The organism is Pandoraea anhela, assembly GCF_902459655.1.
GTDB lineage: Bacteria > Pseudomonadota > Gammaproteobacteria > Burkholderiales > Burkholderiaceae > Pandoraea > Pandoraea anhela.
In genome coordinates this window covers 299,266-311,532 of record NZ_CABPSB010000002.1, presented here as the reverse complement: position 1 = coordinate 311,532, position 12,267 = coordinate 299,266, and the positions used below count along the sequence as shown (strand labels likewise).

At 63.9% G+C, this 12,267-nt stretch carries 11 protein-coding genes; 1 reads left to right on the top strand and 10 read right to left on the bottom strand.

Features of this window, described 5'->3' with window-relative positions; all coding sequences use genetic code 11:
- Nucleotides 1-75 precede the first annotated feature (75 nt).
- The 10 genes from PAN31108_RS04505 to PAN31108_RS04465 all read right to left on the bottom strand — a co-directional run bounded on the left by PAN31108_RS04505 (nt 76) and on the right by PAN31108_RS04465 (nt 11,329).
- Nucleotides 76-939 (bottom strand): hypothetical protein, encoded by an 864-nt coding sequence (locus tag PAN31108_RS04505; protein ID WP_150667672.1) that lies wholly within the window; start codon nt 937-939, stop codon nt 76-78.
- A 26-nt stretch (nt 940-965) separates the two neighbouring features.
- Nucleotides 966-1,349 (bottom strand): CesT family type III secretion system chaperone, encoded by a 384-nt coding sequence (locus tag PAN31108_RS26295; protein WP_174994846.1) that lies wholly within the window; start codon nt 1,347-1,349, stop codon nt 966-968.
- Nucleotides 1,312-2,274, bottom strand: a complete 963-nt coding sequence (locus tag PAN31108_RS26290) for a hypothetical protein (RefSeq protein ID WP_174994845.1) — start codon at nt 2,272-2,274, stop codon at nt 1,312-1,314. The genes PAN31108_RS26295 and PAN31108_RS26290 overlap by 38 nt, the downstream gene beginning before the upstream one ends.
- A 125-nt stretch (nt 2,275-2,399) precedes the next feature.
- Complete coding sequence (locus PAN31108_RS04495; protein ID WP_150667670.1) at nt 2,400-3,656, bottom strand: protein-tyrosine phosphatase family protein; 1,257 nt, start codon at nt 3,654-3,656, stop codon at nt 2,400-2,402.
- A 169-nt stretch (nt 3,657-3,825) separates the two neighbouring features.
- Nucleotides 3,826-4,890, bottom strand: coding sequence for a hypothetical protein (locus tag PAN31108_RS04490; protein ID WP_150667669.1), 1,065 nt, complete (start codon nt 4,888-4,890; stop codon nt 3,826-3,828).
- Between the two features lie 233 nt (nt 4,891-5,123).
- On the bottom strand, nt 5,124-6,272 hold the full coding sequence (gene rodA, locus PAN31108_RS04485; RefSeq protein WP_150667866.1) for a rod shape-determining protein RodA: 1,149 nt from the start codon (nt 6,270-6,272) through the stop codon (nt 5,124-5,126).
- Nucleotides 6,272-8,563: a penicillin-binding protein 2 gene (gene mrdA, locus PAN31108_RS04480; RefSeq protein WP_150667668.1), complete on the bottom strand. Its 2,292-nt coding sequence runs from the start codon at nt 8,561-8,563 to the stop codon at nt 6,272-6,274. The genes rodA and mrdA overlap by 1 nt, the downstream gene beginning before the upstream one ends.
- A gap of 47 nt (nt 8,564-8,610) precedes the next feature.
- Nucleotides 8,611-9,123 carry a rod shape-determining protein MreD gene (gene mreD, locus PAN31108_RS04475; protein WP_044453324.1) on the bottom strand — a complete coding sequence of 171 codons (513 nt, stop codon included), beginning with the start codon at nt 9,121-9,123 and terminating at the stop codon, nt 8,611-8,613.
- Between the two features lie 9 nt (nt 9,124-9,132).
- The gene (gene mreC / locus PAN31108_RS04470; RefSeq protein ID WP_150667667.1) at nt 9,133-10,101 is read right to left on the bottom strand and encodes a rod shape-determining protein MreC; all 969 of its coding nucleotides are present in this window, start codon (nt 10,099-10,101) and stop codon (nt 9,133-9,135) included.
- A gap of 184 nt (nt 10,102-10,285) precedes the next feature.
- Entirely contained in the window at nt 10,286-11,329 is a 1,044-nt protein-coding gene (locus PAN31108_RS04465; protein ID WP_010805637.1) for a rod shape-determining protein, read from the bottom strand.
- Nucleotides 11,330-11,879: 550 nt separating this feature from the next.
- Here PAN31108_RS04465 and gatC point away from each other — a divergent pair.
- Entirely contained in the window at nt 11,880-12,179 is a 300-nt protein-coding gene (gene gatC / locus PAN31108_RS04460; RefSeq protein ID WP_150667666.1) for an Asp-tRNA(Asn)/Glu-tRNA(Gln) amidotransferase subunit GatC, read from the top strand.
- The last annotated feature ends 88 nt before the right edge of the window (nt 12,180-12,267 follow it).

Sequence of the window (12,267 nt, the reverse complement as noted above, 5' to 3'; positions counted from 1 at the left end):
AATCCACCTGAGCCATCCGAGCGCGTTGCATGGCGATGAAAAACGCGGGGAATGTCCCCGCGTTTTTCGTTTCGGTCAGTGTTTGACCGTGCCATCCGTCGGCCCCGGTTTCGGGGGCGGTGGGAGCAAGTCGGGGATCGGTGGGATTCCGATGGATGCGGGCGAGGCCGAGGCGCTCGCCGTTTTGGGCGTGAGCAGTCGGGGCCGGAAAGGCAGCGTCGCCATCGGCGGCGTCATGTTCGTCTTGGTCGTCTTGGTCGTCTTGGTCGCTGGCGTCGCTGCGGTCGCCGTGCCGGATGCTACCGCCGTCGCCGTCGATGTTGCTGCCGCCGTGGTGGTGGTAGGGGCCGTAGGTGCTGCCGGTGCAGCCGGTGCGGCAGGCGCTGTATTGGCCGCGTCCTGCATCGAGCGTTGCGGACTTGACCCGCAGGACGTGCGTCGGACCGACGCCGGACTCACCGGCGTTGCAAGCGTGGCCGCAGCGGCCAGTCTGGCGGCTTTCTCGGCGTGTTTCGCCCGGATCGCGTAGACCACCTTGTCGAAATCGCGGTCGATGGATTCGGGGCGCTCGGGGGTGAACCACGGGAGGTCGTTATACACCGGCACCGATGCCGATGCCGACGCCGCCGAATGTCGTTGACGGGCATGACGCCCGGCCGTGTCGTTCGGTGTTTTCGATGAGGCGGGCGCTTTCGCGCCGACGAAAACGTCGCGTATCCGGGAAACGAACTTGCTCCAGCGTTTGCCGCTCGCATGGTGCCGTTCGTCCGGCTGGACGAAATCGTGTAATCGGGCATTCTGCTGCGGACGGAAAGCAAAGGTCGCACCGCCGTAACTGACGATGTCGCCCGTTCGCGTGTGGCCGATTTCCGTATTCGGCGGAAGCTGCGTCAACTGCTCAACACTTGCGGAACGAGCTCTCGAAATGAGCTTGGCCATCGATACCTCCCATGGGTGAAAGGGGATCAGTTCGTTGCCGGTAACGCCCGGGCGACGTCCAGCAACTCGCCGAAGGCATCGGCGAGCGTTGCTCTGTCCTGTCCGGCCAGCGGCATCTTCATCCAGCAATTGAGCGCGCCGTTGTCGTTCAGGGAAAAGACGGGCTGACGGGAATCGGCGCGCAGATGATTGGCCGACAGTGCGGCCATCAGCGAATCGGTCGACGGCATCTCGTTGAATTCGGCCAGCATGAACCACGAGGCGCTGTCGATCGCACCGAAGTGCACCGACATGCGGTCTTCGACGTCCAGACTCACGACTTCCTGATCCGGCGCCGGCTCGAAGGCGAAAAAGCCGATGTGGTGCAACAACTCACCGACAACGTTGTGAAAAGAGTGAAGGTCTTGCATCGTGGAAAGTCCTTGAAAGTGAAGAGGTAGCCATGTCGGTCTCGTGCGCGTCGGGCGTGTCAGTCGCCGACGGCTCGCCGTCGATGTCGGACTCGCCCGAGGGCTTGGCGGTGTTGCGCCGATTCCGCGATCGCGCGATGCGCGCGAGTTCCTGATGTTGACGAAACGTCGGATCGAACTTCGTCGAGCCGATCCGCATGTCGCGAAGCACGTTGTCGAGCGATGTGCCGGCGTGCTCCAGCAAGGCGGCGGCGGCGAGCCACATGCCCAGCCGGGCCGTGCGATGCGTGGCTTGCACGACGGCCGGATGCGGCGGCGGCGATAGCGTTTCCGTGTGATAGAAGTCCTGACGACGCACCCGTTGCGCAGGGGTCGTCGTTCTGAGCCGCTCGGCGGTCTGATGCAGATACGAAAGCGCGTCGGCACGAATGATCGCCTCGCCATCGTCTGCCCATGCCTGTAGGGCCGGGAACGTGACTACGTCGCACCCTTGCGTGATCGACACGATGCAGGTGCGCAGGTAGGTGCCGCGGCACCCGCATTCTCCTTGCGCGAGCAGATAGGCGGTGTAGCCGATATCCCCGAAGCGTCGGCTCGTGGGCGAGAGCGTCGGGTATGCCGCGTTGCGGGCGAGTAACTCGTCGTCGGACGCGAGGGTGATGAGCACGGAAGGCGGCGCTGTCAGCCAGCGTCGTAAGTAGCGTTCGATGTCCGGCGCCCGGGGCGGCTCGCGGCGTACGGCAAGAATGCTTTTCGCGAGCGACAGCATTTGCGAGTCGCGCGGCGATTTTTCGCCTGCCGTGCTCGTGGGTTGCGAGGTGTCGACATCGAGCGCCGATGCGGCGTGATCCGTCCTTGCCGAACGCCGGGATGCCATCGTCGCGGCGCGTCCGGGGGCGGGAGTAACGGTGACCGGGAACGACATGGCAAGTCTCCTATAGGTGATCGCGTCGTGTGATGGCGTCGCGTGAACAGGGATGTGCGAGATGACGAGATGGGGCAAATGCGACGACAGTTCGGCGCGGTGCATGCACGCGCGACCGGTGCGCGCTATCGGTGCATCAGCAGGGGCTTTCGCAGATCGTCCGCGAAGGCGCCGATGACGTCCAACTGATGATTCGTACCGACGAGGTGCGGCGATCCCGAGAGTCTGATATCGGTGATGATCTCCTCTACGCTGAGATGTTCGAGCGTGCTGCGGGACATGGCGAACGCCGTCACCAGAATGCCGGCGATGCCCTCCGGATCGTCGAAGACGATGACGGGACAACCGGACGGCGAACCGCTCGCATGTCGTGTGCAGGCGTCGTCCGGCGGCGACATGTGTCGCAACGCGTTTTCGACGAACTGCAACGTCTGCGTGACGTACAGGCGATCTGACGAGACGTCCGGCGTGTGCCGGTAGGGCGCATGCAGCACGGAGAATGTGACCTCGCCCTCCGACGAGCGAAGCGACGTGGCATACACGCTGAAGTCGGTGACGAAGGTCGCCGCGGTGCTGGTGGACACATGCCGCCGGCTCACGCGGATCGCGCCTTCGTGGCGCTCGGCGCCGTGCGGCTCGCACTGCGGCGTGAGGTACACGACGACGGAGGGACGTATTCGCATCAATAACGCGAGAAAGCCTTCGATGGCGCGCGGTTGCGGCGTCTGACACATGACGGCGAGCGGCTCCCGATCCACATGAATGACGCTGGCGGGCAGCAACGTGCCGTCGCGGCCATGCAACGCCGTTTGGCGCGCAACCCACAGCTTGCGGTGCCGGCTTGCCGACAACTCGCGGTGGTAATGGTCGCGAAACGGCGAGCCGTTCTGCGTAATCAGCTTGTAGTGGCCGACGACTTGCTCGGCCGATCCCATGCGGTGTTTCAGTTCGCACAGGGCGTCTTGCGGACGGCTGCGCTCGAAAATATCGATGGCGCAATGGTCGGGATTGCCGCGCCAGTCGAGTTGTCGTTTGATGCCTTGCAACAGCCGGTGCTTCACGCACGCCGTGGCGTTGCGCAGTAACCAGACGATGACGAAAGGTTGGTCGAGCCGCATGGAGCGCACTCCCGGGCGTGAGGCGTCCGGCCACTCGGCCGGGGTGTTCGGATGCGAGGTGAGCGCCATATCGCGGGCACGACGCCACAGATGGGGGTGCCGGTAAGCGCTCCATCCGATAAGCAGAACGAGATAGCCGTCACGGTTCACACCGACTGTCGTGCGCGCGGGGTCGACCGCGTGCCGACAGATCAGACGATGAAGCTGTTCGGCTTCCTGGTTGGTCATGGTGGCGGCGTTGATCTGGGTGTGGATCGATGCCATGCGTTGAAATGCCTCCCGAATCCAGAACGTTCGAAAGGCAATGGTCATGTCCGCTGCGGGAAGCCGCTTGCAGGTTTGGCTCATCGTATACGTATAGGCCCGGCGCGACCGTGAAGTCGGCGCCGGACATCGCCTGAAGTCCTCAGGCGGGGAGCTCGGGTTGCGGGCTTTACCGCAGGTTCTGCGTTCTCAGCATGGATTGGATCAACGCATCCGTGGCGCGGCCGGAATTGCGCAGATCGTCGATGATGCCCGACGCACCGGACGACCCCGAAGTGCCGGCCCCGCTTTCGTCGCTCTGCACGCTCGTTGTGCGAGACACCGGCGTCGACGACTGGGTAGAGGCCGGCTGCGCGGACGATTCCGACATTTCCGACATGCCCGATGAGCTTTCCGACCCCGAGCGGCTGAGCACCGGCGGTTGCGGCTCACGACGATCGAAGGTGAAGGTGCGAGGCGGTTTCTGCGGGGCGGTTTGCGGTGCGACCGTGCGCGGCATCGGCACCGGCCTGTTGTCGGCCGTGTCGCTCGACATCGAGTGTTTCGCGTCGGTTTGCGCCTGGTTCACGCTGGCGATCAACGACGCACGATTCTCCTTGCGCGGTAGTGCCGGCGGCACGTCGGAGAGCGCTGCATCGGGATCGCGCAGAATCCTGGAGGCGGCAAACTCCCACCGCAACATCGCGGATTGCCGTTTCAACTGAAGCGAGCGTTGCGAGGCGTCGGACGGGGAGCCGTCGTCCGACGAGCGCGCGGCTTTTTTCCGCAGCACGACCTGAGGGGCCGTATCGGTGGTGGTCTCGGTGGTGGTCTCGGTGGCGGTGTCGCTGACGACCATGTCCAGCGTCAGCATCGGGGGCGTCGACACTGCCGGTTCGCTGGCGCCCAGCACCGCCGGCGTCTGTGCGCCGCCCGGCGCCTTGAGCGACGTCAGTTGTGCCAGCAGATTGGCCACGGGTGTGCGGTCCATGCGCAGGTCCGTGAATTTGAGCGAGGCAATGAGCGACGACGGCGTTTCGGTGGACAGGTTGTGCTGCGTCATCAGCGCCTTGGCGCGCTGGCATTGATGGGGGTGCAGCAGATACTTGCTGCCCTTGAAGATGACGAGCTCTCCGCTCTTGTTGATACCGATACGCTTGCCTTGAACGGCGTACGCATCCTTCGATTCTTCCAGCGTTGACAGCGTGGCCGCCGACCGTGTCGCCACGGATTGCAGCGAAAGATTCATGCTCATCGCGAAGCTCTCCTTCGAGGGTGTGCATCACGCAGGCCGTACCACGTTCGCCGCAGATTGCGGCGAACTCGGCGAACGCACATGCGTTTCGTATAAGTCTCGTTTTTATCGAATCCGGACTAAGCTGAATCCCATGTTTCGCTCATCAAAATAGGAAATTCCTTCGAATGAAAAAAAACGGCAGAGCGGTTGCTCTGCCGTTTCGATGGCGATATGTCGGCGTCGGGCGGGCGCTAACTCTGCATGAGGCGTTTTTCGCGTGCCACGCTCATGAGAATGCCGACCCCGAGGCCGAGCGTCACCAGCGCGGTGCCGCCATAGCTCATGAAGGGCAGCGGCACGCCCACGACCGGCAGAATGCCGCTCACCATGCCCATGTTCACGAAGGCGTAGGTGAAGAAGATCATCGTGACGGCCCCGGCGAGCAGGCGTCCGAACAGCGTCGCACCGCTCGCGGCGATCATCAGCCCGCGGGCGACGAGCAGCAGGTACAACAGGATCAGCACGCCTTCGCCGATCAGACCGAACTCTTCCGCGAACACGGCAAAGATGAAGTCGGTGTGCTTTTCGGGGATGAATTCGAGGTGAGCCTGCGTGCCCTTGAGCCAGCCTTTGCCTGTCGTGCCGCCCGAACCGATGGCGATGACCGACTGAATCGTGTGGAAGCCCTTGCCCAGCGGATCGGACGTCGGATCGAGCAACGTGCACACGCGGTGCTTCTGGTAATCGTGCAGCACATGCCATTCGACGTCGGGCTGACAGATCCGGTCTTCGAGCGCGAGGATCGTGCCGATGCCGACCACCCCGGCAATGAGCACCGGCAGAATCAGCTTCCACGACAATCCCGCCAGATAGATGACGTAAAGCCCGGCCGCGGCCACGAGCAGGCCGGTGCCGAGGTCGGGCTGCTTGGCGATCAGGCCGACGGGAATACCGAGCAGCGCGAGGGCGGCCAGATAGTCGAACCAGCGAATGTTGCCTTCGCGCTTCTGGAAGTACCACGCCAGCATGAGCGGCATGGCGATCTTCATGATCTCGGACGGCTGGATCACCATACCGACGTTCAGCCAGCGCTTCGCCCCTTTCTTCGTCAGGCCGAACATCGCCACCGCAATGAGCAGCGCGACGCCCGCCGTATAGAGCGGCACCGCGAATTTCATCAGCGTCTGCGTCGGCAGCATCGCCAGCACCCACATCAGAATGAACGTCAGCACGATGTTGCGGATCTGGTCTTCCACGCGGCCCGGCACGTCGATGCTGGCGCTGTAGAGCGTCACCAGTCCCACGCACAGCAGCAGGAAGACGATCAGTGCGAGCGGTTTGTCGAAGGCGGCGAACAGGCGCTTGACCTGTTCTTTCCACGTATGTTTGTCGAGCGCCATCATGGTGTTCCTCCTTGCGCGCTTCGCGCACCCTGACCTTGTGCACGGATAGCGGCGCGATGGCGAGCCTCGTCGGCCACGGTCGGACTTACGGCCGGTTTGTTCGACGGCGATTGGGGCGCGGGTCCGGGCGGCTCGGCGGCGGTGGCGGAAGCTTTGCCGCTCGGTGCACGGGCGATGCCGGCAGCCGGTGTCGGACTGTTGGCGCCGGATGCACCGGATGTACCGGAAGCGTTCGGGGCCACGCGAGGCGCCGTCGTCGTGGCGACGGCGGTGTTCGCCGAGGTGTTGCGGTCGAGTTCGGCGGCGCTTGCAGGCGGGGCGTCCGGTGCGGCGGAGACGGCCGATGACGCGCCCGACGCGGCCGCCTGCAACGCGGCCGCTTCCGCAGCGCGCTCCTTCGGTTCGGTGATGAGGTAGTAATCGAGCAGGCTGCGGGCAACCGGCGCGGCCTGTGCGCCGCCCCAGCCCGCATTCTCGACGATCAGCGCAAGGGCGATCTTCGGGTCGTCGGCCGGTGCGAAAGCGATGAACAGCGCGTGATCGCGTTTGAACTCGGGAACGGCGTTGTGGTTGTACTTCTCGTTCTTGCCGAGGGAGTACACCTGCGCGGTGCCGGTCTTGCCGCCTGCCTCGTAAGGCGCGCCGGCGAAAGCCTGACGTCCAGTTCCTTCCTTGATGACGCCGACCATCGCGCGTTTGACGAAGTCGACGTCCGCCTGCTTGTACGGCAGACGCGCGCTCTCGTGCGGCACGGTGAGCTGACGCGAGTGCGAGACCGGATCCTCGACGGCCTTCACCAGGTGAGGCTTCATCACCACGCCGTTGTTGGCGAGCGTGGCGGTGGCGTGGGCGAGTTGCAGAATCGTGAACGAGTTGTAGCCCTGACCGATGCCAAGACTGATCGTCTCGCCGTCGTACCACTTCTGCTGCGCAGGCTTCTTGTACGCCTTGCGCTTCCACTCGGTCGACGGCAGTATGCCGCGCGCTTCGCCTTCGATGTCGATGCCCGTCAACTGCCCGAAGCCGAGCGGCACCATGAAGTCGTGGATGGCGTTCACGCCGAGATCGTGCGCGAGCATGTAGTAATACGTGTCGTTCGAGACCACGATCGAGCGGTACATGTCGATCCAGCCCTGACCGTTACGCACGTCGTTGCGGAACGTGTGATTGCCCAGCGTGAACGAGCCCGTGTCCTGAAAGCCCCAGTTCGTCGTACGCTTGCCGAGTTCGAGGCCGGCAAGCGCCATGAACGGCTTGTACGTCGAGCCGATCGGATAGGTGCCGCGCAGCGGCCGGTTGAGCAGCGGCCGGTCGGGGGAGTTGTTCAGGGCGTCCCAGTTCTGCTGGTCGATGCCTTCGACGAACAGGTTCGGGTCGAAGCTCGGCGCCGACACGAAGGCCAGCACGTCGCCCGTCTTCGGTTCGATGGCGACCACGGCGCCACGGCGTCCCGCGAAGGCCTGCTCGGCCACTTGCTGGAGCTTGATGTCGATGGACAGCACGAGGTTGTCGCCGGGCGTGGCCGGTGTGCGCGAAATCGTGCGCACCGGACGACCGCCGGCCGTCACTTCGATTTCTTCGAAACCGGTGATGCCGTGAAGCTGCGTTTCGTAGCTCTGCTCGACGCCGATCTTGCCGATGTAGTCGGTGCCCTTGTAGTTGTTGGCGTCGCGCCGGATGTCGTACTTCGCGCTGTCGCTGTCGTTCTCCTCGCTCATCGCGTCGATGCGCTGACGGTCGCGCTGCGAGATGCGGCCGATGTAGCCGATCACGTGCGCGGCGGTCTCGCCGAGCGGATATTGACGGAACAGACGGGCATGCACGTCGACGCCGGGAAACCGGAAACGCTGCGCGGTGAAGCGCGCGACTTCCTCGTCGGTCAGGCGCGTGCGGATCGGCAGGCTCTCGAAGCTCTTGCTGTCGTCCATCAACTTCTTGAAGCGGGCGCGGTCGCGTGGCGTGATCTCGATCACGTCCGACAGATCGGTCACGAGGTCTTCGAGCGGACGGCCGATTTTCGATGGTGTGATTTCGAGCGTATAGGCAGAATAGTTGCGCGCGAGCACCACGCCGTTGCGATCCATGATCACGCCGCGATTGGGCACGATTGGCGCCAGCGAGACGCGGTTTTCGTCCGCTTGCAGGGCGTACTGGTTATGACGGAAGACTTGCAGATAGACGAAGCGCACCGCGAGCAGGCTGAAGCAGATCAGCACGAAAAGCGCGGCCGCCGTTACCCGCAGGTGAAACGTCTGGAGCTGTTGCTGGGGATTCTTGAACTCGGTCATGCTGGCTTGGCGGGGCTCTTAGGTGCGATCCGACGGCGGGTTGGCCGTCAGATCGGACGCGTATCGTCGCGGTCGACGGCGCGTTTCTGAGGCGCCAGCAGCAGGATACTGATGACCGGCCAGAGCACGGCTTCCACGAAGCTCGCGGCGAGCGGCCACCAGCCCGGAAACGCCGCGCCCGTGGCCAGGCGAATGATGAACGGCACGACATGCGCGAGCAGCAGCAGCGGCAGTACGGTGAGCGCCTGACCGAGCAGCGTGAAAAACAGCACGCGGCGGTGAATCATGATCGCGCCGTAAGAGAGCAGCGTATACGCGAGGGCGTGTTCACCGAGCAGACCGGCGTTGTGCACGTCCATGAGCAGGCCGACGAGAAACGCCACGCCCATGCCGACCTTGCGCGGCTGGTGGATGTTCCAGAACATCAGCACCAGCGCGACGAAGTCGGGCATGGCGGGGGCATGCCCCCACGGCATGAGGTTCACCAGAAACGCCACCACGAGGCTGAGCGCGATGAAGTACGGATTGACCGGCAGCAGAATGTATTGCGGTCGTGACATGTGAATTCCTTAGTGACCCTTGCGGGCGCCCGGCGCGAGTTTCGGATCGGCGCGCGTGCCGCCCTTCGGCGCGGGTTTGCCGCCGCTGGCCGACGGATCGGAGGCGCGCGCGAGATCGGCGGCGGCGTCCGGATGCAGGGCGAGCGGCGTGGTGTATTGCAGGACCAGCACCTGACGCTGGCTACGCAGATTGGCCACCGGCTGACACCAGATACGTGCGAATGCCGTGTCCGAGACGCGATCGACCTTGGTGATGCGCGCGACCGGCAAACCGGCCGGGTAGACGCCGTCCAGACCGCTCGTGGCGATCTCGTCGCCGACTTTCACGTCGGCGGACAGCGGAATGAAGCGCAGGTCGAGCACGTCGCCGCGCAGCCCGCCGTAAATCACGCTGTGCACACCGCTGCGTGTGACCTGAACCGGCACGGCCTGTTCCTTGTCGGTCAGCAGCGTCACCTCGCTTTGCATCAGGAAGACGCGCGAGACCTGACCGAGCAGGCCTTGTTCGGTGACCACAGGCGCGCCGAGCTTGACGCCGTGCTTCGTGCCGCGATCGATGACCACACGCTGCGTGAACGGGTCGCGCGTGTCGTATTCGATTTCTGCCGGAATGCTCGGCACAGGCAGGCGTTCGCGCAGGGCGAGCATCTGGCGCAGATGTTCGTTTTCTGCCGCGAGTTGATTGTTGCGCTGGGCCTGAACGGAGAGTTCGAGATTGCGCTCGCGCAGCGTGCTGTTCTCGGAAGTGAGTCGCGATTCGGTCGAGAAGAAGCTGGCGACGCCGAGAATCGCGTCGCGAGGCAACAGCATCATGCGTTGCACGGGATAGAGCGCGGTGCCGGCAACGGATCGCAACCGTTCCAGCGTGTTGTAGTGCGAGTCGACCACGAGCAGGCCAATGGCGAGCGCGACGAAACAGATCAGCCGGGCCAACGCCGACGGTCCCTGTTTGAACAGTGGCGGCGGACTGTACTGCATGGTAGGCCCTTCAGGGAAGCACGCGCAGCGAGACGCCGCGGTGCGCGAATGGTGTCAGTCGGGCGCGACGCAGCGGCGAGACGCCCGGCTGCGTGCGCAAGGTCATGCTGCGTGGCCGGCCGTGCCGGGCGAGGTGTGGGAGGCCATACCCCACCGCGCCGGACGACGAACCACGCACGTTGGCTTACTCGTAGGAGAAGATGCTGCCGAGCTTGTCCATGCGCTCGAGCGCCATGCCCGAACCACGCACCACGCAGGTGAGCGGATCTTCGGCGACGAGCACGGGCAAGCCCGTTTCTTCGGCGAGCAGACGGTCGAGATCGCGCAGCAGCGCGCCACCGCCCGTGAGCATCATGCCGCGCTCGGCGATGTCGGCGCCGAGTTCCGGCGGCGTCTGTTCCAGGGCGATCTTCACCGACGACACGATCTGGTTGAGCGGATCGGTCAGGGCTTCGAGGATTTCGTTGCTGGAGATGGTGAAGGCGCGCGGAATCCCTTCCGAGAGGTTGCGGCCCTTGACTTCCATTTCCTTGACTTCCGAACCCGGGAAGGCCGAGCCGATTTCCTTCTTGATCGCTTCGGCGGTTTGTTCGCCGATCAGCATGCCGTAGTTGCGGCGGATGTAGTTGACGATCGCTTCGTCGAACTTGTCGCCGCCCACGCGCACCGAGCCCTTGTAGACGATGCCGCCCAGCGAGATCACGCCCACTTCGGTCGTGCCGCCGCCGATGTCGACGACCATCGAGCCCGTGGCTTCCGAGACCGGCAGACCGGCGCCGATGGCAGCGGCCATCGGCTCTTCGATCAGATACACCTGCGAGGCGCCCGCCCCGTGGGCGGCTTCCTTGATGGCGCGGCGCTCGACCTGGGTCGAACCGCACGGCACGCAGATGATGATGCGCGGCGACGGCGAGAACAGTCGCGATTCGTGAGCCATCTTGATGAACTGCTTGATCATCTGTTCGGTCACGGTGAAGTCGGCGATCACGCCGTCCTTCATCGGACGAATGGCTTCGATGTTGCCCGGGACCTTGCCGAGCATCTGCTTGGCTTCCTTACCGACGGCCTGAATCGTCTTCTTACCGCTCGGGCCACCTTCCTGACGGATGGCGACGACCGACGGTTCGTCGAGAACGACGCCCTTGCCGCGCATGTAGATCAGGGTGTTGGCCGTGCCCAGGTCGATGGCCAGGTCGTTGGAGAAATAGCTGCGAAGAAAACCGAACATGCAAAATCCTGTGTTTGCGTGAGGCCGCCCAATTCAATTTGACTGGGACGGCTGCCTGTCGTCTGGGTTCCGGCCTGTTCGCAAAAAAATCGCCAGGCGCCACGCGGCGGCTCGCGAAACGTGCGGACAAACCGAGGAATGCGGTACCGGGCAGGAGGCGGGGCTGCCGTTAAAAATTCGTCGCGTCAGGGTCTTCCAATGGACTGCGCGATCGTCTGTCGCGCCCCCCGGACTGGCCGTGGCCCACCTGCGCGACAGCGGCGGAGGGTGCAAAAACACGCTCCGACGCAAATTTAATGCGCAATGATACCTTATAATTTCGCAGGTTTTGCAGGAAAAACGAGCACGTTGACGCCACATTCGACCCCCACGGCATTTGCGTCGGGACCCTTGCGGCACGGCGTATCGACCCTCCTGCGCGGCGCGATGCACGGAGCAAAACGACGAACGACTTCGATGTCGTGCGCACATTCTCCGCATTCTGTCCCTAATTTCAGCGGCAGGCATGCATCCGGCTGCTCTCCAATGCGCAATTTTTCGGGATTTCTTCATGGCTTTGAATCTCTCCGACGTCAAACGCATCGCGCATCTCGCGCGTCTCGAGCTGGCCGATGACGAGGCGGCTCACATGGAAAAGGAGCTCAACGGCTTCTTCGCGCTCGTCGAACAGATGCAGTCGGTCGACACGAATGGCGTGGCTCCGCTCGCGCATCCGATCGAACAAATTCAGGAAGTCGCTCAGCGTTTGCGCACCGATGCGGTGACGGAGCTCGTCGACCGCGAGGCGAATCAGCGCCCGGCGCCGGCCGTGCAGGACGGTCTCTATCTGGTGCCGAAAGTCATCGAATGAGTCCGGCGCGGCGCACGCGCCCACGGCCCTCGCCCGCGGTTTTCGCGACGCGTTTTTTGTGACCGGGCTCGTTGCCGCTGCTTCATTG

Bases quoted from the DNA above. Each gene is read 5' to 3' on its own strand.
- PAN31108_RS04490 (WP_150667669.1), bottom strand. From the start codon at position 4,890: ATGAGCATGAATCTTTCGCTGCAATCCGTGGCGACACGGTCGGCGGCC.
- PAN31108_RS04465 (WP_010805637.1), bottom strand. From the start codon at position 11,329: ATGTTCGGTTTTCTTCGCAGCTATTTCTCCAACGACCTGGCCATCGAC.
- PAN31108_RS04495 (WP_150667670.1), bottom strand. From the start codon at position 3,656: ATGGCATCGATCCACACCCAGATCAACGCCGCCACCATGACCAACCAG.
- mrdA (WP_150667668.1), bottom strand. From the start codon at position 8,563: ATGACCGAGTTCAAGAATCCCCAGCAACAGCTCCAGACGTTTCACCTG.
- mreC (WP_150667667.1), bottom strand. From the start codon at position 10,101: ATGCAGTACAGTCCGCCGCCACTGTTCAAACAGGGACCGTCGGCGTTG.
- PAN31108_RS26295 (WP_174994846.1), bottom strand. From the start codon at position 1,349: ATGCAAGACCTTCACTCTTTTCACAACGTTGTCGGTGAGTTGTTGCAC.
- rodA (WP_150667866.1), bottom strand. From the start codon at position 6,272: ATGGCGCTCGACAAACATACGTGGAAAGAACAGGTCAAGCGCCTGTTC.
- gatC (WP_150667666.1), top strand. From the start codon at position 11,880: ATGGCTTTGAATCTCTCCGACGTCAAACGCATCGCGCATCTCGCGCGT.
- mreD (WP_044453324.1), bottom strand. From the start codon at position 9,123: ATGTCACGACCGCAATACATTCTGCTGCCGGTCAATCCGTACTTCATC.
- PAN31108_RS04505 (WP_150667672.1), bottom strand. From the start codon at position 939: ATGGCCAAGCTCATTTCGAGAGCTCGTTCCGCAAGTGTTGAGCAGTTG.
- PAN31108_RS26290 (WP_174994845.1), bottom strand. From the start codon at position 2,274: ATGTCGTTCCCGGTCACCGTTACTCCCGCCCCCGGACGCGCCGCGACG.